This window comes from Streptomyces sp. V2I9, from assembly GCF_030817475.1.
Taxonomy (GTDB): Bacteria; Actinomycetota; Actinomycetes; order Streptomycetales; family Streptomycetaceae; genus Streptomyces.
Map to the genome: position 1 here is coordinate 2,582,342 of NZ_JAUSZJ010000002.1, position 20,327 is coordinate 2,602,668.

The following is a 20,327-nucleotide window of genomic DNA, read 5'->3' on the forward strand; positions in this document are numbered from 1 at the left end:
GCGAACGGGCCGCCGGAATCACGCCGCCGGACCCGCCCGTCGAGCCGTCAGATCAAGCCGTCCCACATCTGCTCCAGGAGGACCGACCACCAGCTCTCCGGCGACGCCAGCGCCGCCGGGTCCAGCGCTACCAGCTGTGCCTGGAAATCGACGGTCCACCGCCCCGCCTGCTCCGGGTTCAGACCGAACCGCAGCCGCCACATCCGGCCCAGCAGCGCCATCGACCGCACGAACTCCGGCAGCCCGGTGTTCACGAACTGCGGCGGCACCGACTGCCCGCCCGGCCCCGCCTCCACCGGCACGGCCACGATGTTCGCCGTCCCGTACTGCACACAGATCGCCCTGCCGAAGTCCGTACCCATCACCAGGTACGACCCCGCGTCCGGCGCCGCCTGCACCTGCCGCTGCGCCGCCAGCTCACCCAGCGTCGGCACCACCGGCTGCCCCGGCTGCGCCCAGAAGAACGGCCCGAAATCGGCGGGCAGCCCCGCCCACACCAGCGTGCGCGCGACGACCTCCGGCACTCCCTGACGGGACACCGCCCGCTGGTCGAACCGGAGGATGCCCTGCGGGCCGAACGCCTGCGCCAGCTCCTCGGCCACCGCCTCCGGCGGCAGCGCGGGCGAGGGCGGCATCTGCGGCAGCGGCGCCCGCACCGGAGCGGGCCGCGCCGGGCCGTCCGCGACCTGGTGCAGCTCACCCTGGTGCGTCAGCAGATGCTGCATGCCCTGCTGCCGGCTGGCGTGGTCCGTGCCGTACGGGGCGACGCTGGTGATCCGCACCTGCGGCCAGGTCTCCCGGATCATCCGCGCGCAGTACCCACCCGGCAGCTCACAGGACTCCAGCTCCGTATGCAGCTCGATCACCTGCTGCGGCGGCACGTTCATCGCCCGCAGCTCGTGCAGCATCTGCCACTCGGGGTGCGGGGTGCCCGGCGCCGAGCGGCGGATCAGCTGCTGCTCGCTGCCGTCCGGCGCCCGGAACCTCAGCACGGCCTGGTAGCCGGGGCCCACGGTCGGCTGACCGGTGGCCTGCTGCGGATAGCCGTACGCCGCAGGCGGCGGGGTGTGCCCACCGGGCGGCGGCACGTGCCCGCCCGGCGGCGGACCCGGCGGACCCGGCGGCTGCGGCACCGAACCGGACGGACCGGGCGGACCGACCTGTCCCGGCGCGGCGAGCATCGTCGCGGCATGGTGCACCCCGCCACCCGGAGGCGGCGTGGAACCCGGCGGCGGACCCGGCGGACCGGGCGGCTGCGGGGCGCCAGGAGCACCCGGAGGGCCCGGCGGCCTGGGCGCGCCCGGAACGCCCGCACCGATGCTGCTCCCGTCCGCGAGCATCGTCGCGGCATGGTGCACCCCGCCACCCGGAGGCGGCGTGGCGCCCGGAGAGGCAGGCGGACCGGGAGGAGACGGCGGACCGGGAGGCGGCGTGGCACCCGGCGGACCGGGCGGACCCGGCGGAACGGCACCGGGCGGGCCGAGCTGGGAGACGAGCTGTGTCGGTACGTACCCGCCCGCCGGAGCACCGGGCGCACCCGGACCCGAGGGCGGCGGCGTCGCACCCGGCGGCATCCCCGGAACGCCCGGCGGAGCGGGCGGCGGCGGAGTCGCCGGACCGCCCCCACGCCCCCCGCGCGGCGGCACCACGGCCTTGCTGGTGGCCGCGTCCGCGATGTCGTCCCCCGCCCCACCCGGTGCCACTCCGTCCGGCCGGAGGGCCGGCGCCACCTGCGTACGCGGCAGCCGGCTGCCCCCCGCCATCAGCGCGGTGGGCGCCTCGGCCGACACGACCGGCGGCGGGGCCTCCTCGTCGTCCGTCCCCGCCAGCGGCGGCGCGAACACCGTCGCGGGCAGCGGAACCGCCCCGTCGTCGGAGTCGGAGTTGGTGTCCGTACCCGCCCAGGGCGTCGCCCCGGCCGGCACCCCGTCCGAGGCCGTGGGCTCATAACCGTCGTGGCCCCCCGCGGCGGGCCACGACGCGGCGGAGCCCCCGGCGGCAGGTGACGGAGGAGAAGAGGGAGGCGTCACGCCCCCGGCGGGCTCCCCGCCCGGCACCGACGCGGACGAAGCCGCATCCGGGGACGGAGTCACGGAAGAGGACGACCCGGCGGCCGGGGACGCACCGGCGGACGCCCCGTCCGCCTCCGTACCCGCCGCTGCCGCCTCGCGCCGCTCCGCACGATGGTCCGGAATCCCCAGCTTGTCCGCCGCCTCCTGAAGCCACTCCGGCGGCGTCAACAGGAACGACGTCTGGTTCAGATCCACCCGCTGCGGCGGCTCCGGAGCCGGGTCCGGCACCCCGGCCGCCACCCCGTACTCCTCCTCGTACCGGCGGATCACCTCACCCACCGGCAACCCCGGCCACAACGTCGCCTCACCGCTGTCACGGGCGATCACCAGCCGCTGACGGCCCCCGTCCGACACGGGGCCCTCCGGCCGGTCCTCGGCCCACACCACGAAACCCAGATCGAACTCACGGACCCGCACCTCACGGTGCTGATACGCGGGCACGTCACCGTTGACCCACTCGTCCGCCCGCTCCTGCGCCTGCGCGAAAGTCACCACCGCGCTCACCCCTCCACCGGGACGACGCGCGCGAAGCCGCCGTCCACCATCAGGTTCGCCACGGTCTCCAGCTCCGGCGGATTGCCCGCCAGCCGCTGCAGGAACACGTCGAAGTCCTCACCGCAGGGCAGCAACAGCCGCTCCACACGCTCCTGGACACTCCAACCGTCCCGGTCCCGGGCATCGTCGTACGGGCAGAACCACACCGAACCAGGACTCCGACCGCGCACCTTCACCGCCAGAATCCCGCCCTGGACGAACGCCACACCCAGGTAATCCTTCGTGAAGTGATCCCGCAGACACTTGTTCACGTACACCAGGTCGTTCATCCCGGCCTCGTCACGCACCGTGAAGAACGGCTGGTCCACCAGCAGCCCCAGCTCCGCGTCCAACGCCACGCCCACCGGAGCCGCACCACCCCCCGCCTTCAGGAACGAGCGGTACGCGCCCGGCAGCCGGTACCCGAGATCCTCCTCGACCCCCTGCACCTGCTGCTCGCTCACCGCGACCGCCCCCTTCGGCAGCCGGAAATGCGCCGGACGGGTCTCCTGCAACGGGCGCGTACCGCGCCGGTCCTGGTCCACGTCCGTACCCGCCAGACCGGCGTGATGACGCAGCAGCGCCTTCACTTCCACCGGCACCAGCTCCATCCGGCGGCCACCCGCCACGTGGTGCCACGTCCAGCCGTGCGGGGTCGCCACCGCGGGAATCGTGTCCCACAGGTCGTGCCCGGCCGCCGCCATCGCCGCGTTCGCCGACACGTAATCGGTCAGACGCAGCTCGTCGATACCGAAACCCGGAGGCGGATCCGCGATCTCGGCCGCGGCACGCGCGTACGGCGAGAAGACCGGGTGACCGCTCCCGTCCATCCGCACCCCTCCGGGGTGACGGGACGCCCGGACCGGGTCCGGGAAGTTCACGACCTGCCCGGTGTAGGCGGCGTTCGGTGGCGCGGCTTGCTGCCCGAGCCGACCTGTCGTCATGGCTGATGCCCCCTGCTGCGTCCGGTGTTCCGCACAGCCTAAGCGGTGAGGCAACAGGGACCCCCGGCCCCGCCGATACCGTCACGAACGGTCACATCCACATGACGGTGAGGCGGCGGAACCACCCCTTCCCGCGACACGCGGCCCCGTTTCCCCGACCCAGCTTCCCCACCACCCGGCACATTTGGCAGGCTGTCCCCGCAACTCGGGGGATTGCAGGGAGGGACGTCAGCACGATGCAAACCGCACAAACCATCACACCAGGGGATCCGCGCCTCAGCTGGAGCAGCACCGAAACCAGCCGAACGCCCCGACTGGTCCACCGCCGCGACGGGATCCTCCCCGCCGTGGCCGCCGCGCTGTCCGTCCGCGGCGAGACGCTCACCTGCACCGCCGGCAAGGGCGACCAGCCACCCGTGCTCCACCCGCTCGTCCAGGACTTCCTCGACGCCCTCACCAGCGGCCAGCGCGAACGCTTCACCGGGCGCTGCCCCGAAGCCATACTGCTCTCCCGCCAGCTCACCGCCGCCGAGAGCGGACGCTCCAAACGCGCCCAGCGAAAACCCCTCACCAACGGGGAAGCACGCCGCGCCCTCAAACACTCACGGATCACCGCCCGCCGCATCCGCGAGGACGGCGACCCCCTCCACGGCACCTACGCACCCCCCTGCCGGTCCTGCACCGCCCTCCTGTCCCACTTCGGCGTACGCCCCGTCGACCTCACCACCACCGGCGCCGCGACCACCGCCGAGAAGGGCTGACCGCCCACCCATGCACGACCGCAGGCAGCACACCTCCACCACCCGCTTCCCCGTCGCCGTCGACGCCGCCCTGCGCGACGCCGGCTGGCAGCCCGGCCGCTGGGACATCCGCCAGGCCGAGGAATGGGCCGACGCCCTGCGCTCCCACGCCTCACCGGCCGGCCACCGGCACGCCGTCTTCCCGGCCGCCGTCGAGGCATGGGCGGAGTTCGGCGGCCTCCACCTCACCGCCTCCGCCTCCGGCCGCCACATCGCGCCCGCCACCGTCCGCATCGACCCCCTGAGCGGCCTCCACCTCGCCCGCACGCTCGGCGACCTCGGCCGCGCCCTCGAGACGGAGGTCAGCCCACTCGGAGCCGAAGGCGACGAACAGGCGGTCCTGGCCATCGACACCGAAGGACGCGTCTACAGCATCGACCACACGGGCGACTGGTTCCTTGGCCAGGACATCGACGAAGCCCTCGCCACCCTGATCACCGGCACCCAGCCGCCCCGCCTGACCTCATCCTGACCCCACGGCCCGCCGGCCCACCACGACCGGGCAGCCCGCACCGACCCTCACGCACCGGACGGACAACACCAGGCCGGCGGCCCCGCCACCCACGACGTCCGGAGGCGGCTCAGACCTCACCCGGACCGCACGGAAGCACCGCCGACACCCGGAAGCCCCCCGCCTCCGTCGGACCCGACACGAAGACACCCCCCAGCCCCAGCACCCGCTCCCGCATCCCCACCAGCCCGTTCCCCCCGCTCGGCAGCCCCGCGTCCGCCACCGCCACATCCGACGGACCGTTCTCCACCTGCATGGCGACCTCCGCACCCCGATGCGCGAGCCGCACCCACGTCTTCGCACCCGCAGCATGCTTGTGCACGTTCGTCAACGCCTCCTGCACCACCCGGAACGCCGTCTGCTCCACCTCCGGCGGATACGGCCTCGCCTCACCGTCCACCGACAGCTCGACCACCATCCCCGCCTGCCGCGACTGCGCCACCAGCCCCTCCAGCTCACGCAGGCGGGGCCCCTCCTCCGACGCCACCGTGGCAGCGGCCTCCGCGGCCGCCTTCCGCACCGACGCCAACGGCACCCCGCCCGCGGCCACCGGCGCCGTCAACGCCTCCCCCGTACGCAGCACCCCGAGCATGTCGCGCAACTCCGTCAACGCCTGCCGCCCCATGTCCCCCACCAGCGCCGCGTTACGCACCGCCTTCGCCGGGTCCTTCGGCGCGACCGCCTGGAGCGCGGCGGCATGCACCACCATCAGACTCACCCGATGGGCGACCACGTCGTGCATCTCCCGCGCGATCCGGGTCCGCTCCTCCGTACGCGCCCACTCGGCCCGCTCCTCGGCCCGGTCCGCGAGCAGCGACAGCTCCCGCTCCAGCGAATCCGCCCGTTCCCGCAGGCTCTCCATCAGACGGCGCCGGGCCCCTATGTACAGCCCGAACAGCACGGACGGGGCCGTCAGCCCCACCGCCATGACGACCGACATCAGCGGGACGTACCAGTCCCCCGGACCGAAATCAGCCTGCTCCGCCACGCTCTGCCGCAGCCGCACGTACGTGACGATGAACGTCCCCACCAGCGCCATCCCCGCCAGCACGACGGTGATCCGGCGCGGCACCTCGGACGCGGCCAGCGTGTACAGGCCCACCAGGGCCATCAGGAAACCCATCTCGGCGGGCGTCATCGCGATCGTCACGAGCACCACGGCGATCGGCCACCGCCGACGCACCAGCAGCACCGACCCCGCCAACAGCCCGACCGCCACCCCCACCGGCACCGGCAACCCGGTGTTCCCGGCGAACTCCACCCCCTCCAGGCCACACTCCAGCGCCGAAACCAGCGCCAGTCCCACGTCCAGGGCGACACTCCGCCGCCGCTCCCACCACCAGTAGCCGCGGGTGGTCGATCCCGCCGCTTCCCGGTCTGCCCCCGTTGCGGTCATGGCATCCAGCCTACGGGCGGACGCACCTCGTTTTCGGGTGACCGGCAACAGCACGTGCCACGTTCGAACAAGCACGAAACACATGCCGATCGCCCGAAATGGCGAATCGCCCATGCTTTCGACCCGGACGTTCGCATTCCGGACGACGATCCCCGTATGACGGAAACCACAGGCAAGTACGCCGACTTCGAGGGCTTACGCGCCCGGGCGGTGGCGCTGCGCCAGGAGGGGCTGAGCCGCCGGCAGATCCGCGACCGGCTCCACGTCGACAACAACGACCTCCTCAACCGCCTCCTGCGGGGCGAACCGGCCCCGGAGTGGACGAGGCGCCCGAACGCCAAGGACGACCTGCGGGCCAAGGCGCGGGAGCTCCGCCTCCAGGGGATGACCTACGACCGGATCCAGGTGGAGCTGGGGTGCTCGAAGGGGTCGATCTCGCTCTGGGTACGGGACCTGCCGAAGCCGGAACGCAGCCGGACGCGGGAGGAGTCCTCCGCCATCGGGCGGCGCGGCTGGGAAGCGACCCTCCAGCGGCGGGACGCCGAGCGCCGGGCGGCGAAGCAGAGGGCGGCAGAGGAGATCGGCACCCTGACCGAGCGCGAGCTCTTCCTGCTGGGCGTCGGCCTCTACTGGGCGGAGGGCTCCAAGTCCAAGCCGTACCGCACCCAGGAGCGGGTCACCTTCGTCAACAGCGACCCCGGCATGATCAGGGTCTTCCTCGCCTGGCTGCGGCTCCTGGGAGTGGACGACCAGCACCTTCGCTTCCACGTGCACATCCACGAGTCGGCAGATGTGGCGGGAGCCGAGCGATTCTGGGCCGAACTCACGGGCGCCGAGTCGGCAGCCTTCGGCAAGACGTCGCTCAAGAAGCACTCCCCGAAGACGAACCGGAGGAACGTCAACGAGGACTACCGGGGCTGTCTCGTGGTGCGCGTGCTGAAAAGCGCGGACCTGTACCGTCGCATCGAGGGCTCCTGGTACGGCATAGTGTTGGGTGCTGATCCGGCGAACCGACATGATGTCCGGTTCGGTGGGAATTGATCCCCCATGGTGTAATCAGGCAGCACTGCGAGTTTTGGTCTCGTATGTCCAGGTTCAAATCCTGGTGGGGGAGCTCCTGCACGCGGGCCCCGACCACACCGGTCGGGGCCCGCCCCCGTTTCCGGTGGAAACACCCCCGGTATCCTGCGGATGACCACCACCCGAAGCCGAAGGGCACATCCGTGAGCGCAACCAGCCCGGCAGCCGTCGTCGTCCTCGCAGCGGGTGAGGGCACCCGTATGAAGTCGAAGACCCCCAAGGTCCTGCACGAGATCTCCGGGCGCTCGCTCGTCGGACATGTCGTCGCCGCCGCCCGTGAGCTGGAACCCCAGCACCTCGTCGTGGTCGTCGGCCACGCCAGCGAGCAGGTCACCGCGCACCTGAACGCCGGCGAGGCCCCCGTCCGCACCGCCTTCCAGGCCGAGCAGAACGGCACCGGCCACGCCGTCCGCATGGGGCTGGAGGAGCTCGGCGGGGTCGTCGACGGCACCGTGATCGTCGTCTGCGGCGACACCCCGCTGCTGTCCGGCGAGACGCTCGGCGCCCTCGCCGCGACCCACGCCGCCGACGCCAACGCGGTCACCGTCCTGAGCGCCGAGGTTCCCGACTCCACCGGTTACGGGCGCATCGTGCGCGACGCGGCCTCCGGCGCGGTCACCGAGATCGTGGAGCACAAGGACGCCACCGACGAGCAGCGGGCGATCCGGGAGATCAACTCCGGGGTGTTCGCGTTCGACGGGCGGCTGCTGGCCGACGCGCTGGGCAAGGTGCGCACCGACAACAGCCAGGGCGAGGAGTACCTCACCGACGTGCTCTCGATCCTGCGCGAGGCCGGGCACCGGGTCGGGGCGTGCGTGGCGGGCGACCACCGCGAGATCCTCGGCATCAACAACCGCCTCCAGCTCTCCGAGGCGCGCCGGCTGCTGAACGAACGGCTGCTGGAGCGGGCGATGCTGGCGGGCGTGACCGTGGTGGACCCCGCGTCCACGCTGATCGACGCGACGGTGACGTACGAGCGGGACGCGGTCGTGCATCCGGGGACGCAGCTGCTGGGCACCACCCACCTCGCGGAGGACGCCGAGGTGGGGCCCAACACGCGGCTGAGGGACACGGCGGTCGGGGCCGGGGCGCGCGTGGACAACTCCGTGACGGATTCGGCCGAGATCGGGCCGGGGGCGTCGGTGGGCCCGTACGCGTATCTGCGGCCGGGGACCCGGCTGGGGACGAAGGCCAAGGCGGGCACGTACGTGGAGATGAAGAACGCGACGGTCGGCGAGGGGACGAAGGTCCCCCACCTCAGCTATGTGGGGGACGCGACGATCGGCGACCACACCAACATCGGTGCGGCGAGCGTCTTCGTGAACTACGACGGGGTGGCCAAGCACCACACGACGATCGGTTCCCACTGCCGTACCGGTTCGGACAATATGTTTGTGGCACCCGTCACGGTCGGGGACGGGGTCTACACCGCCGCGGGGTCGGTCATCACCAAGGACGTGCCCGCCGGTTCGCTGGCCGTGGCACGGGGCCAGCAGCGGAATATCGAGGGTTGGGTGGCCCGGAAGCGGCCGGGCAGCGCCGCCGCGCAGGCGGCTCAGGCGTCGGTGCGGGAGACCGACGGGTAAAGCTGACCGGAAACAGGTGCGCCGGTGACGGCGTACCGTGATAGATGCTCACCCCATTTCGGCTGGCTCGTTGCACATCGGGACCTATGCGTGCGGCGCCAGATACACGTCTGAGGAGACTGTGCTGTGACCGGGATCAAGACGACCGGCGAGAAGAAACTGATGCTCTTCTCCGGCCGCGCCCACCCCGAGCTTGCCGAGGAGGTCGCCCATCAGCTGGGAGTCGGTCTCGTGCCGACGAAGGCGTTCGATTTCGCCAATGGTGAGATCTATGTGCGGTTCCAGGAGTCGGCCCGTGGCGCGGACTGCTTCCTGATCCAGAGCCACACGGCTCCGATCAATAAGTGGATCATGGAGCAGCTGATCATGCTGGACGCGCTGAAGCGCGCGTCGGCCCGTTCGATCACGGTGATCGTGCCGTTCTACGGCTACGCCCGTCAGGACAAGAAGCACCGGGGCCGTGAGCCGATCTCGGCCCGTCTGGTGGCGGACCTGATGAAGACGGCGGGTGCGGATCGCATTCTCACCGTCGATCTGCACACGGACCAGATCCAGGGCTTCTTCGACGGCCCGGTGGACCACCTGTTCGCGCTGCCGATCCTGGCGGACTACGTGGGCGCGAAGGTCGATCGCACCAAGCTGACGGTCGTGTCCCCGGACGCGGGCCGGGTGCGGGTCGCCGACCGCTGGTGCGACCGGCTGGACGCGCCGCTGGCGATCGTGCACAAGCGCCGTGACAAGGACGTGCCGAACCAGGTATCCGTCCACGAGGTCGTCGGCAACGTCGAGGGCCGGGTCTGTGTGCTGGTGGACGACATGATCGACACGGGTGGCACGATCTGCGCCGCCGCGGACGCCCTGTTCGCGCACGGGGCGGAGGACGTCATCGTGACGGCGACGCACGGGGTGCTGTCGGGTCCGGCGGCGGACCGGCTGAAGAACTCGAAGGTGAGCGAGTTCGTGTTCACGGACACGCTGCCGACGCCGGGTGAGCTGGAGCTGGACAAGATCACGGTGCTGTCGATCGCGCCGACGATCGCGCGTGCGGTGCGTGAGGTGTTCGAGGACGGTTCGGTGACGAGCCTCTTCGAGGAGCAGGGCTGACCGGAGGACTGATCGCCTTCGGTTGATCCACTTTGGGGTGCGGCCTCCCCGCCGGGTAGACTCAGCGAGTTGCTCGGCGAGGGAGGCCGTACCTGTGTACGGCGGTCCGTTATCGACGCGCTCTTCGTAGCAGGCCTGTCGTGGGCCGGGTGACCGTTCGTGTTCCGTCTTCCGACGGCTCACCCCATCTGACGAGGAGTGCAACCATGGCTGAGATCAAGCTCGCCACCGAGGTCCGTACCGAGTTCGGCAAGGGCGCCGCCCGTCGTGTCCGTCGCGCCGACCGGGTTCCCGGTGTCGTCTACGGTCACGGCGCCGAGCCGGTCCACGTCACGCTGCCGGGTCACGACCTGCTGCTCGCGCTGCGTACGGCCAACGTGCTGATCGGTCTGGAGATCGACGGCAAGGACGCGCTGGTCATCCCGAAGGCCGTGCAGCGTCACCCCCTCAAGGGCACCATCGAGCACGTCGACCTGCTGACCGTGAAGCGCGGCGAGAAGGTCGAGGTCGAGATCGCGGTGCACGCCGAGGGCGACCTGGCGCCGGGCGCCAACCTGCTGGAGTTCGTCCAGAACACGCTGCTGGTCGAGGCCGAGGCCACCCACATCCCCGAGTCCGTGACGGTCTCCGTCGCGGGTCTGGACGCCGGTGACTCGATTCTCGCCAAGGACATCGCGCTGCCCAAGGGTTCCGTCCTGGCCGGTGACGAGGACGCCATCGTGATCCAGGTCGTCGCCGCGCAGGCCGAGGAGCCGGCCGCGGGCGAGGCCGCCGAGGGCGAGAGCACCGAGGCCTGAGCCTCTCCCCTCTCCGTCGTGCCGGCTCCGGCCGCGTGACGTGTTCCACCTGCTTGACCGACGGGGTGGTGGCTCCCTTCCGGGAGCCGCCGCCCCGTTCGCCTGCTGTCCCGCTTGTACGCGTATGAGGAGACCGAGCGCTGATGTCCGACGCCACCGACCCCTGGCTCATCGTGGGGCTGGGCAATCCCGGCCCCGATTACGCGGCGAACCGGCACAACGTCGGGTTCATGGTCGTCGATCTGCTGGCCGGGCGGATCGGCGGGAAGTTCAAGCGGGCGCAGAAGGCGCAGGCGCAGGTGGTGGAGGGACGGGTCGGTCCGCCGGGTCCGGCGAGCCGGCGGGTGGTGCTGGTGAAGCCGATGTCGTACATGAACCTGTCGGGTGGGCCGGTGACGGCGCTGCGGGACTTCTACAAGGTGCCGCTGGACCATGTCGTGGCGGTGCACGACGAGTTGGATGTGGAGTACGGGTCGCTGCGGCTGAAGCTGGGCGGTGGGGACAACGGGCACAACGGGCTGAAGTCGATGACGAAGGCGATGGGTCCGGACTACCACCGGGTGCGGTTCGGGATCGGGCGGCCGCCGGGGCGGATGCAGGTCGCGGATTTCGTGTTGAAGGATTTCTCGTCGACGGAGCGCAAGGAGTTGGCGTTCCTGGTGGACCGGTCGGCGGACGCGGTGGAGTGTCTGCTGGCGGAGGGGCTGGAGCGGGCGCAGAGCGCGTACAACGCGTGAGCGGCGGGCCCCCGCGTTCGTGACGGGCGTATCCCCCCCCGGGTGGCTGGTCGCCCCCGGGTGGCGGATCACCCCCGGGTGGTGGGCCGCGTCTTCCCTGACCGGCGTGGGCGACTCCCGCGCAGCGAATCCCCGTGTTCGTGACCGGCGCGTACAACTCCTGACATTCCCGTTGCCGGTGGGGCGTTTCCCGGTCGTGGGTTGACCGGGGGTGCGGATCTGGCCAAGGATCTGCCCCCATGAAACGGAGCTCTTCCCAGCGTGCGGCGGTCGCGGGCCGGCGGGTGGCCATGGGGCTGGTCGCCCTGGTGCTGCTGGTGGCGGGTGCGTGGTCGTCGTGGGAGACCGCGCACCACATCGTTCTGGCCACGGGCCGGGATCACGGGGTCGTGACGGTGACGGGGTGCGGCGAGGAGGCGTGCACCGGTTCGTTCGAGCCGGACGCGGTGTCGCGGGAGCGGGCGCGGGTGTCCGTGGACCGTTCGGTGGCGGCGCGGGAGGGGGATCGTTTCCCCGTGGTGGTGAAGCCCGGTTCCGATGCGGTGGTGCGCACGGGGGTGCCGGGCTTTCTGCATGCCTGGGTGCCGTTGGGCGGGGCGCTGCTGCTGGCGGCGTGCGTGATCGGCGGGGGGCTGCGGATGGCGCGTACGGCGTGGGGGGTGGGGCTGGCGGGGGCGGCCCTGCTGGTGGCGACGTTCGTCGCGCTGTAGCGGGGCCGCCCCGGTGGTCAGCCGGTGTTGCGGAGTCCTGCCGCGACGCCGTTGACGGTGAGCAGCAGGGCGCGGGCGAGGAGGGGGTCGGGCTCCTCGCCGCTCTCGGCGGCCTGGCGCTGGCGGGCGAGCAGGGAGACCTGGAGGTAGGAGATCGGGTCCAGGTAGGCGTCGCGGATGGAGAAGGTCTGCTGGAGCACCGGGTTGGTGTCGAGCAGCTTCTCGCCGCCGGTGATGCGCAGGATTTCGCTGACGGTGAGGGCGTGTTCGACCTCGATGGCGTCGAAGACGTGCTTGAGCTCGTCGGGGACGAGGGTGTCGACGTAGTGGCGGGCGATGCGCAGGTCGGTCTTGGCGAGGGTCATCTCGACGTTGGAGATGAAGTTGCGGAAGAAGTGCCAGTGCTCGTGCATCTCGTCGAGGACGGTGTCGAGTCCGGCTTCGCGCAGGGCCTTGAGGCCGGAGCCGACGCCGTACCAGCCGGGGACGATCTGGCGGGACTGGGTCCAGCCGAAGACCCAGGGGATGGCGCGGAGGCCGTCGAGTGAGACGCCGGAGCCGGGGCGGCGGGAGGGCCGCGAGCCCAGGTGCAGGTCGGCGAGCTGGTCGACCGGGGTGGAGGCGAGGAAGTAGGAGGGCAGGTCGGGGTCTTCGACGAGCTTGCGGTAGGCGCGGTGGGCGGCGTCGGAGACGGTGTCCATGGCCGCGTCCCAGCGGGCGAGGGCTTCGTCGGACTGGCGGGGTGCGGTGTGGAGGGCGGAGGCCTGGAGGGTGGCCGCGACGGTCAGTTCCAGGTTCTCGCGGGCGAGGGCGGGGATGAGGTACTTGTCGGAGATGACCTCGCCCTGTTCGGTGACCTTGATCTCGCCTTCGAGGGTGCCCCAGGGCTGGGCGAGGATCGCGTCGTGGGAGGGGCCGCCGCCGCGGCCGACGGTGCCGCCGCGGCCGTGGAAGAGGCGCAGGCGTACGCCGTAGCGGTGGGCGACGTCGCGGAGGCGGCGCTGGGCGCGGTGGATCTCCCACTGGGAGGTGGTGATGCCGCCGAACTTGGAGGAGTCGCTGTAGCCGAGCATGACCTCCTGGACGTCGCCGCGCAGGGAGACGAGGCGGCGGTAGGAGGGGTCGGCGAGCATGGCGTCGAGGATGACGTCGGCGGCCTTGAGCTCGTCGGTGGTCTCCAGGAGGGGGACGATGCCGATCTTGGCCCAGCCGGCGTGGAGGTCGAGGAGTCCGGCTTCGCGGGCGAGGACGGCGGCGGCGAAGACGTCGTCGGCGCCCTGGCACATGGAGATGATGTAGGACTCGATGACTTCGGGGCCGAAGCGTTCGAAGGCTTCCTTGATGGTGTGGAAGACGCCGAGGGTCTTCTGGCCGGCCGCGTCGAGGGGGGCGGGGGTGGGTGCGAGGGGCCGGCGGGAGCGGAGTTCCTTGGCGAGGAGCTTCTGCCGGTAGTCGCGGGGCATGTCGGCGTAGCGCCAGGATTCCTCGCCGAGCCGGTCGAAGAGCTGGCCGAGGGCGTGGTGGTGGGCGTCGGCGTGTTCGCGTACGTCCATGGTGGCGAGCTGGAGGCCGAAGGCGGCGAGGGTGCGGATGGTGCGGTCCATCCGGCCGTCGGCGAAGAGGCCGCCGCGGTGCTCGCGCAGGGAGGTCTGGATGAGTTCGAGGTCGGCGATGAGTTCGGCGGTGCCGAGGTAGTCGCAGCCGGGGCGGTGGGGGGTGCCTTCGGCGAGTCGTTCGCGGGTGTTGACGAGCTTCTGCCGGATGCAGGTGGCCTTGAGCCGGTAGGGCTCCTCGGCGTTGAGCCGCTTGTAGCGGGGGCTGATGCCGGGGAGGCGTTCCAGGTCGGCCTGGAGGGAGGCGAGGAGTTCCTCGGTGGCTCCGGCGTAGCGGATGGAGTTGGAGAGGAGGCCGCGGAGGTGGTCGATCATCTCCAGGGCGTCGGTGATGCCGTGTTCGTGCTGGAGGATCAGGACGTCCCAGGTGACGGCGGGGGTGACGTTGGGGTTGCCGTCGCGGTCGCCGCCGATCCAGGTGCCGAAGGTGAGGGGGCGGGTGCCGGCGGGGAGTTCGACGCCGACGCGTTCCAGTTCGGCGGCGAGGTCCTCCAGGACGTCTCCGACGGCGCCGGCGTGGAGTTCGTCGAGGTAGTAGATGGCGTTGCGGGCCTCGTCGGCGGGTTCCGGGCGGACGACGCGGAGTTCGTCGGTCTGCCAGATGAGGTCGATGTTCTCGGCGAGGCGGAGGTCGAGGCGGCGGCGGTCGGCCTCGATGACCGGGGTTTCGAGCAGTTCGGCGATGCGGCGCAGCTTGTTGAGGACGGAGCGGCGGGCGGCCTCGGTGGGGTGGGCGGTGAAGACGGGCCGGACGTTGAGGTTCTTGACCGTTTCGCGCAGGTGCTCGGGGTCGGCGTCCTTGAGGCGGTCGGCGGTGCGGGCCAGGAGGCCGCCTTCGGCGGAGCGGCGGTCGCGCATCTCGTGGGCGCGGTGGACCTGCTCGGTGACGTTGGCGAGGTGGAAGTAGGTGGAGAAGGCGCGCACGAGCTGTGCGGCGGTCTCCAGGTCCGTGTCGCCGAGGAGCTCGGCGGCGGCTTCGCCGTCGGTGCGGGTCAGGGCGCGGACCCGTTCGACGAGGTCGAGGAGTTCCTGTCCCTCCTGGCGTACGAGGGTCTCGCCGAGGAGGTCGCCGAGGCGGCGGATGTCGGCGCGCAGCGCGGGGCTGGCGGCAGGGGTCTGGTCGGCACTGCTCACAGTGTGCGGCTCCTTGCAGTGAATGAGGAGGTGCGTTCGCTTCGCCGTCCCCACGTGGGTGGCCGTGGGGCGGGTGGCGGGGTCCGGGGCCCTGCGGCTGGCAGCGGTGCTGTCGCCACGCCCCGACGAGCGGGTGCGGACCGCGCTGTCCGACCCTCCCAGGATAGGTGTCGTCGCAGGCGGTGTGTCCGGTGCCCCGAGGGGGTGCGGTCGCCGCCGGGACGGACCCGGGCGGGTATCCCCTACCCCGGTGGCGGGTGGGCTACCGCGGGTGACGGGTGGGACCGGCCTCTCGTGTTGTGGTGCCCGTCACTGCCATACTTACCAAGCCGTAGGTTACGGAACCGTAGCCACGGCGGTCCGTGCCTTCTCCCTCACCCTCCGAGGTATCCCTGTGCCGAGTACTCCCCCTGTGATCGATGTGACCGAACCGTCCGAGGTGGTGGCGGCGCCGCTGCCCCCCGCCACGCTGGGTGGCGAGAAGAAGCGGACGGTCGAGCAGTTCGCGCTGCTGGCGTTCATCGTGGTGCCGTTCGTGGCGCTGGTGGCGGCGGTGCCGCTGGCGTGGGGGTGGGGGGTGAGCTGGCTGGACGTCGGTCTGATGGTGGCGATGTACTTCATCGGCTGCCACGGGATCACGATCGGTTTCCACCGGTACTTCACGCACGGTTCGTTCAAGGCGAAGCGGCCGTTGCGGATCGCGTTGGCCGTGATGGGTTCGCTGGCGGTGGAGGGCCCTGTGGTGCGGTGGGTGGCCGATCACCGCAAGCACCACCGGTTCTCGGACGCGGAGGGTGACCCGCATTCGCCGTGGCGGTTCGGGGAGAGCCTGCCGGCGCTGATGAAGGGCCTGTGGTGGGCGCACATCGGGTGGATGTTCGACGAGGAGCAGACGTCGCAGGAGAAGTACGCCCCCGATCTGATCAAGGACCCGGCGATCCGGGCGGTCTCGCGTCACTTCATGACGTTCACGATCGTCTCGCTGGCGATTCCGCCGCTGGTGGGCGGTCTGGTGACGATGTCGTGGTGGGGTGCGGCGACGGCGTTCTTCTGGGGTTCGCTGGTGCGGGTCGCGCTGCTGCACCACGTGACGTGGTCGATCAACTCGATCTGTCACGCGGTGGGCAAGCGGCCGTTCAAGTCGCGTGACCGGTCGGGGAACGTGTGGTGGCTGGCGGTGCTGTCGTGCGGCGAGTCGTGGCACAACCTGCACCACGCGGATCCGACGAGTGCCCGGCACGGGGTGATGCGGGGCCAGATCGACTCCAGCGCCCGGCTGATCCGCTGGTTCGAGGTGCTGGGCTGGGCCCATGACGTGCGGTGGCCGGACGCCGCGCGTATCGACTCCCGGCGCACGCGTGTTCCGGCCGACGCGGCATGATTGACGACGTGGCGACCGACTCCAGTACGAACAGCGAGCAGAGCAGGACTTCCCCCTCTCGGCGGGCCCGTCGGGTCCGGATGACGGGGAAGGAGCGCCGCGAGCAGCTGCTGGACATCGGCCGCGCCCTGTTCGCCGACAAGGGCTTCGAGGGCACGTCGGTGGAGGAGATCGCGGCGCGTGCCGGGGTGTCCAAGCCGGTGGTGTACGAGCACTTCGGCGGCAAGGAGGGCCTGTACGCGGTGGTGGTCGACCGTGAGATGCGCCGGTTGCTGGACATGGTGACGGGGGCGCTCACGGCGGGTCATCCGCGGGAGTTGCTGGAGCAGGCGGCGTTCGCGCTGCTGGACTACATCGAGTCGTACACGGACGGTTTCCGGATCCTGGTGCGGGATTCGCCGGTGGCGCAGTCGACGGGGACGTTCGCGTCGTTGATCAGTGATATCGCCACGCAGGTGGAGGACATCCTGGGCCTGGAGTTCAAGGCGCGGGGGTTCGATCCGAAGCTGGCCCCGTTGTACGCGCAGGCGCTGGTGGGGATGGTGGCGCTGACCGGCCAGTGGTGGCTGGACGTGCGCAAGCCGAAGAAGGCCGAGGTCGCCGCCCATCTGGTGAATCTGTGCTGGCACGGGCTGGAGAACCTGGAGGCGAAGCCGCGGTTGATAGGGCACCGGAAGAGCTGATCGCGTGGGCGGTCACGCGTCCGGCTCCAGGAACTCCAGGCGGTTGCCGACCGGGTCGTGGGCGTAGAAGCGGCGGTGGCCGGGGAGGCCGTCGTCCCGGGTGACCTCCACTCCGTGGGACTCCAGGCGGGCGGCGTACGCCTCGATGCCGGTGACGCGCAGACCCGGATGGGCCTTCTTCGCGGGGCGGAAGTCCTGTTCGATGCCGAGGTGGAGCTGGACGGGGCCGGCGGCGAACCAGCAGCCGCCGCGGGCGGCGAGCATCGGGGGCTTGGGGATCTCGGTCATGCCCAGGGCGCCGGTGTAGAAGGCGCGCAGGGCGTCCTCGGAGCCGGGCGGGGCGGCGAGCTGGACGTGGTCGACAGCGACGAGGCCGGCACGGGTGGTCATGGCTGCTCCTTCCGGGCGACGGCGAAGATGCGGCGGAACGGGAAGACCGTGCCGTACGGGCCGGGCGGGTACGCCTCGCGCAGCAGGTCGCGGTAGGCGGCGACGAAAGCGTCGCGGGCTTCGGGGTCGCCGGCGAGGGCGGTGAGGACGGGGCGCAGGGCGGTGCCCTTGACCCAGTCGAGGACCGCGTCGTCGCCGGGCAGGGTCTGGAGGTAGGTGGTCTCCCAGACGTCGGCCGTGCAGCCGAGGTCCCGCAGGCGGGTGAGGTAGTCGGCGGGTTCCAGGACGGCGGCGGTGCGGTCGCCCACGCCGTGGAGCAGGGGGCTCCAGCGGTCGGATGTGCGGAGGCCGGCCAGGAGGGTGTGGCTGGGGGCGGTGAAGTTGCCGGGGACCTGGAAGGCGAGGATGCCGCCGGGGGTGAGGGCGTCGAGCCAGCGGGGGAAGTGGGCGGCGTGGCCGGGGATCCATTGGAGGGCCGCGCTGGAGACGATCAGGTCGTACGTCTCGGTGGGCTCCCAGGTCGCGGCGTCGGCCTCGGCGAAGTCGAGCAGCGGGGGCCGGGCGTGGGCGGTGGCCTCGGCGAGCATCTCGCGCGAGGTGTCGTAGCCGGTGATCCGGGCCCGCGGCCAGCGGTCGGCGAGAAGGGCGGTGACGTTGCCCGCGCCGCAGCCGAGGTCGGCGATGCGGGGCGCCGGATGGCCGGGGAGGTCCCCGACGCGGGCCAGGAGGTCGTGGAAGGGGCGGGTGCGGTGGTCCGCGTGGCGCAGGTACTGCTGCGGGTCCCAGGCGGGGCGGTCGGGTGGGGTCATGGGAAGAGGATCACGCCAGATATTTCTTGATGTCAAGACACTTGAACTCAAGAGACTTCATGTCGAGGGACCCTCTACACTGATCGTCATGGAGGACGAGGTCGACCGACTGGTCGCTGCATGGCGCCGCGAGCGCCCCGACCTCGACGTGGAACCGCTCGAGGTGCTCAGCCGCGTCTCCCGCCTGGCACGCCACCTCGACCGGGCCCGCCGCATCGCTTTCGCCGAGCACAACCTGGAGCCGTGGGAGTTCGACGTCCTGACGTCGCTGCGCCGGGCCGGCGCCCCCTACCAGCTCTCCCCCGGACAGCTCCTCACCCAGACGCTGGTCACCTCGGGGACGATGACCAACCGCATCGACCGGCTGACCAAGAAGAACCTGGTCGAGCGGCTGCCCGACCCCAGCGACCGGCGCGGCGTGCTCGTCCGCCTCACCGCCGAGGGGCGCGACAAGGCCGACCAGTCGCTGGCCGGGCTGCTCGCCCAGGAACGCGCCATCCTCAGCGAGCTCTCCCGCGCCCAGCGCGGCGAACTGGCCGGTCTACTGCGCCAGTTGACCGCCCCGTTCGACAACATCCCCACCTAGGGCGTTCTCCGGCGCCACGGGGCCGACTCCCGCCCGGCGGGCCAGGGCCACTGCGGCCAGCGTCGAGTGCACCCCGAGCTTGCCCAGCACGTTCTGCATATGGGTACGCACCGTGTGCGGGGACAGGAACAGCCGCTCCGCGACCGCCTTGCGGCCCAGCCCGGCCACCATGCAGCGCAGCACCTCCCGCTCCCGCGGCGTCAGCGACTCCACCAGCCGCTCGCTCTCGGTGCGGTGCTTGCGAGCGGCGGTCAGCTCCCGCAGGACGCCGGTGAGCAGGGCGGGCGGCAGATGCGTCTCGTCGCGCAGCACCCCCCGGATCACCGACAGCAGCCGCTGGAGCGAGCAGTCCTTGGCCACCCACCCCGAAGCCCCCGCCTGGAGCGCCCGCGCGGCGGTGCGCGGGTCGTCCTTCTCCGCGAGCACCACCGACCGCACGCCGGGCCGGGCCGTGCGGACCCCGGCGACCAGGGTGATGCCGTCGACGGCGACCGCCTCCTCCGGCCGGGGCGCGGGCACGACGGGTACGCCTCCGGCGCTCCGGGCCCCCAGCTCGGCGTCGACCAGGAGGACGTCGTAGCCGCGCCCCTCGGCGGCCGCGCGCTCCAGGGCGCGCAGAGCGGCCGGGCCGCTGCCCGCCGCGGAGACGTCCACGTCCGGCTCGGCCGCGAGGGCCGCCGCGAGCGACTCGGCGAAGATGCGGTGGTCGTCGACCACCAGAACCCGGATACGCGTCACAGAACCCCCATCGGTGGGGGCGGGAAAGCCACGGGTACGGCGTCCGGGGCTTCGCTGCGGCCTGCCGCGCCGACGGCCGCCGCCGTCGAACCGCCTGCCGCCCTGCCCCGGACGCCGTACCCGGCTCTCTCGCTCCCCTGAATCGGCACCGGCCCCCACCGGTGCTGAGGATCAGCGTACGGGCGGGGGCCACGGGGGGAAGGAGATTCGACGAACTGGTTGTCTCAGGTGTTTAGGGTGTGTTTCATGTTCCGTCTTGTGACAGAAGTAGACAGAGAACGTCGCATTCTGCTGAACGGGCTTCTGCACAGAGACAATGTCGCGGCCTCGGCCGGTCTGCGCGCGCTGCTGTCCACCTCCGCCGAGCACGAAGTGCCGCTGGAGGTGTGGGCGCTGGACGAGCACGGTGCCCTGGCCGGCGGGCTGACCGGGCGGACCTGGGCGTACTGGCTCCACGTCGATCTGCTCTGGGTCGACGCCCCGCGCCGGGGCGCGGGGCTGGGCGCGCGCCTGCTCGACGAGGCCGAACGGACCGCACGCGCCGACCGCGCCTGCACCCGTGCGCGGCTGGAGACCTGGGACTTCCAGGCTCCGGGCTTCTACCGCAAGCAGGGGTACGAGGAGATCGGCCGGGTCGTCGACTACCCGCCGGGCGTCACCGAGTTCATCCTGGTCAAGGAGTTGTGAGGGGGGCGTCCCTCGCGGGGCGCCGGGCGTCCCTC

General features: G+C 71.7%; 19 protein-coding genes. 12 read left to right on the top strand and 7 right to left on the bottom strand.

The features are described 5' to 3' along the window. Window positions 1–47: 47 nt before the first annotated feature. Both QFZ71_RS11230 and QFZ71_RS11235 read right to left on the bottom strand, forming a co-directional pair. Window positions 48–2,567 (bottom strand): SUKH-4 family immunity protein, encoded by a 2,520-nt coding sequence (locus QFZ71_RS11230; protein WP_373465106.1) that lies wholly within the window; start codon window positions 2,565–2,567, stop codon window positions 48–50. 5 nt (window positions 2,568–2,572) lie between these two features. Next, window positions 2,573–3,550, bottom strand: coding sequence for an SMI1/KNR4 family protein (locus QFZ71_RS11235; RefSeq protein WP_307668111.1), 978 nt, complete (start codon window positions 3,548–3,550; stop codon window positions 2,573–2,575). Window positions 3,551–3,786: 236 nt separating this feature from the next. Between QFZ71_RS11235 and QFZ71_RS11240 the strand changes: the two genes are divergently transcribed. Together QFZ71_RS11240 and QFZ71_RS11245 are read left to right on the top strand one after the other, a co-directional pair. Next, on the top strand, window positions 3,787–4,311 hold the full coding sequence (locus QFZ71_RS11240) for a YwqJ-related putative deaminase (protein WP_307668112.1): 525 nt from the start codon (window positions 3,787–3,789) through the stop codon (window positions 4,309–4,311). A 10-nt stretch (window positions 4,312–4,321) separates the two neighbouring features. Then, window positions 4,322–4,822: an SUKH-3 domain-containing protein gene (locus tag QFZ71_RS11245; RefSeq protein WP_307668113.1), complete on the top strand. Its 501-nt coding sequence runs from the start codon at window positions 4,322–4,324 to the stop codon at window positions 4,820–4,822. Window positions 4,823–4,931: 109 nt separating this feature from the next. Here QFZ71_RS11245 and QFZ71_RS11250 read toward each other — a convergent pair whose 3' ends face one another. Further along, the gene (locus QFZ71_RS11250; RefSeq protein ID WP_307668114.1) at window positions 4,932–6,257 is read right to left on the bottom strand and encodes a sensor histidine kinase; all 1,326 of its coding nucleotides are present in this window, start codon (window positions 6,255–6,257) and stop codon (window positions 4,932–4,934) included. Window positions 6,258–6,413: 156 nt separating this feature from the next. Between QFZ71_RS11250 and QFZ71_RS11255 the strand changes: the two genes are divergently transcribed. The 6 genes from QFZ71_RS11255 (at window position 6,414) to QFZ71_RS11280 (ending at window position 12,271) form a co-directional block, all read left to right on the top strand. Further along, the gene (locus QFZ71_RS11255) at window positions 6,414–7,298 is read left to right on the top strand and encodes a hypothetical protein (RefSeq protein ID WP_307668115.1); all 885 of its coding nucleotides are present in this window, start codon (window positions 6,414–6,416) and stop codon (window positions 7,296–7,298) included. A 182-nt stretch (window positions 7,299–7,480) separates the two neighbouring features. Next, window positions 7,481–8,923: a bifunctional UDP-N-acetylglucosamine diphosphorylase/glucosamine-1-phosphate N-acetyltransferase GlmU gene (gene glmU / locus QFZ71_RS11260; protein WP_307668116.1), complete on the top strand. Its 1,443-nt coding sequence runs from the start codon at window positions 7,481–7,483 to the stop codon at window positions 8,921–8,923. A gap of 126 nt (window positions 8,924–9,049) precedes the next feature. Continuing rightward, entirely contained in the window at window positions 9,050–10,027 is a 978-nt protein-coding gene (locus QFZ71_RS11265) for a ribose-phosphate diphosphokinase (protein WP_307668117.1), read from the top strand. A 206-nt stretch (window positions 10,028–10,233) separates the two neighbouring features. Continuing rightward, on the top strand, window positions 10,234–10,824 hold the full coding sequence (locus tag QFZ71_RS11270; protein ID WP_307668118.1) for a 50S ribosomal protein L25/general stress protein Ctc: 591 nt from the start codon (window positions 10,234–10,236) through the stop codon (window positions 10,822–10,824). A gap of 143 nt (window positions 10,825–10,967) precedes the next feature. Beyond that, window positions 10,968–11,561: an aminoacyl-tRNA hydrolase gene (pth, locus tag QFZ71_RS11275; RefSeq protein WP_307668119.1), complete on the top strand. Its 594-nt coding sequence runs from the start codon at window positions 10,968–10,970 to the stop codon at window positions 11,559–11,561. A 239-nt stretch (window positions 11,562–11,800) separates the two neighbouring features. Further along, window positions 11,801–12,271 (top strand): hypothetical protein, encoded by a 471-nt coding sequence (locus QFZ71_RS11280; RefSeq protein WP_307668120.1) that lies wholly within the window; start codon window positions 11,801–11,803, stop codon window positions 12,269–12,271. A 17-nt stretch (window positions 12,272–12,288) separates the two neighbouring features. Here the strand turns inward: QFZ71_RS11280 and ppc are convergent, their stop codons facing one another. Beyond that, window positions 12,289–15,018, bottom strand: a complete 2,730-nt coding sequence (gene ppc / locus QFZ71_RS11285) for a phosphoenolpyruvate carboxylase (RefSeq protein WP_307668121.1) — start codon at window positions 15,016–15,018, stop codon at window positions 12,289–12,291. Window positions 15,019–15,412: 394 nt separating this feature from the next. Here ppc and QFZ71_RS11290 point away from each other — a divergent pair, with 394 nt between their 5' ends. Together QFZ71_RS11290 and QFZ71_RS11295 are read left to right on the top strand one after the other, a co-directional pair. Continuing rightward, the gene (locus QFZ71_RS11290; RefSeq protein ID WP_307668122.1) at window positions 15,413–16,399 is read left to right on the top strand and encodes a fatty acid desaturase; all 987 of its coding nucleotides are present in this window, start codon (window positions 15,413–15,415) and stop codon (window positions 16,397–16,399) included. Further along, a complete protein-coding gene (locus QFZ71_RS11295) occupies window positions 16,396–17,082 on the top strand; it encodes a TetR/AcrR family transcriptional regulator (RefSeq protein WP_228990896.1) in 687 nt (228 codons plus the stop codon). The genes QFZ71_RS11290 and QFZ71_RS11295 overlap by 4 nt, the downstream gene beginning before the upstream one ends. Before the next feature lie 12 nt (window positions 17,083–17,094). Here QFZ71_RS11295 and QFZ71_RS11300 read toward each other — a convergent pair whose 3' ends face one another. Then, complete coding sequence (locus QFZ71_RS11300) at window positions 17,095–17,472, bottom strand: VOC family protein (RefSeq protein ID WP_307668123.1); 378 nt, start codon at window positions 17,470–17,472, stop codon at window positions 17,095–17,097. Next, window positions 17,469–18,281, bottom strand: coding sequence for a trans-aconitate 2-methyltransferase (locus QFZ71_RS11305; RefSeq protein ID WP_307668124.1), 813 nt, complete (start codon window positions 18,279–18,281; stop codon window positions 17,469–17,471). Before QFZ71_RS11305 ends, QFZ71_RS11300 begins: the two co-directional genes overlap by 4 nt. 88 nt (window positions 18,282–18,369) lie before the next feature. Here QFZ71_RS11305 and QFZ71_RS11310 point away from each other — a divergent pair, with 88 nt between their 5' ends. Then, entirely contained in the window at window positions 18,370–18,867 is a 498-nt protein-coding gene (locus tag QFZ71_RS11310; protein WP_073771285.1) for a MarR family winged helix-turn-helix transcriptional regulator, read from the top strand. On the opposite strand, the gene QFZ71_RS11315 is transcribed toward QFZ71_RS11310, so the two are convergent. Further along, window positions 18,823–19,605: a response regulator transcription factor gene (locus QFZ71_RS11315; RefSeq protein WP_307668125.1), complete on the bottom strand. Its 783-nt coding sequence runs from the start codon at window positions 19,603–19,605 to the stop codon at window positions 18,823–18,825. The two genes, QFZ71_RS11310 and QFZ71_RS11315, sit on opposite strands and share 45 nt — an antisense overlap. Window positions 19,606–19,851: 246 nt before the next feature. Here QFZ71_RS11315 and QFZ71_RS11320 point away from each other — a divergent pair, with 246 nt between their 5' ends. Beyond that, a complete protein-coding gene (locus tag QFZ71_RS11320) occupies window positions 19,852–20,292 on the top strand; it encodes an N-acetyltransferase (protein ID WP_307668126.1) in 441 nt (146 codons plus the stop codon). Window positions 20,293–20,327 lie beyond the last annotated feature (35 nt).

What these genes read in the sequence shown, in the direction of transcription:
- QFZ71_RS11235 (WP_307668111.1), bottom strand. Translation starts at nt 3,550, where the DNA reads ATGACGACAGGTCGGCTCGGGCAGCAAGCCGCGCCACCGAACGCCGCC.
- QFZ71_RS11240 (WP_307668112.1), top strand. Translation starts at nt 3,787, where the DNA reads ATGCAAACCGCACAAACCATCACACCAGGGGATCCGCGCCTCAGCTGG.
- QFZ71_RS11245 (WP_307668113.1), top strand. Translation starts at nt 4,322, where the DNA reads ATGCACGACCGCAGGCAGCACACCTCCACCACCCGCTTCCCCGTCGCC.
- QFZ71_RS11250 (WP_307668114.1), bottom strand. Translation starts at nt 6,257, where the DNA reads ATGACCGCAACGGGGGCAGACCGGGAAGCGGCGGGATCGACCACCCGC.
- QFZ71_RS11255 (WP_307668115.1), top strand. Translation starts at nt 6,414, where the DNA reads ATGACGGAAACCACAGGCAAGTACGCCGACTTCGAGGGCTTACGCGCC.
- QFZ71_RS11270 (WP_307668118.1), top strand. Translation starts at nt 10,234, where the DNA reads ATGGCTGAGATCAAGCTCGCCACCGAGGTCCGTACCGAGTTCGGCAAG.
- pth (WP_307668119.1), top strand. Translation starts at nt 10,968, where the DNA reads ATGTCCGACGCCACCGACCCCTGGCTCATCGTGGGGCTGGGCAATCCC.
- QFZ71_RS11280 (WP_307668120.1), top strand. Translation starts at nt 11,801, where the DNA reads ATGAAACGGAGCTCTTCCCAGCGTGCGGCGGTCGCGGGCCGGCGGGTG.
- QFZ71_RS11295 (WP_228990896.1), top strand. Translation starts at nt 16,396, where the DNA reads ATGATTGACGACGTGGCGACCGACTCCAGTACGAACAGCGAGCAGAGC.
- QFZ71_RS11300 (WP_307668123.1), bottom strand. Translation starts at nt 17,472, where the DNA reads ATGACCACCCGTGCCGGCCTCGTCGCTGTCGACCACGTCCAGCTCGCC.
- QFZ71_RS11305 (WP_307668124.1), bottom strand. Translation starts at nt 18,281, where the DNA reads ATGACCCCACCCGACCGCCCCGCCTGGGACCCGCAGCAGTACCTGCGC.
- QFZ71_RS11310 (WP_073771285.1), top strand. Translation starts at nt 18,370, where the DNA reads ATGGAGGACGAGGTCGACCGACTGGTCGCTGCATGGCGCCGCGAGCGC.
- QFZ71_RS11320 (WP_307668126.1), top strand. Translation starts at nt 19,852, where the DNA reads ATGTTCCGTCTTGTGACAGAAGTAGACAGAGAACGTCGCATTCTGCTG.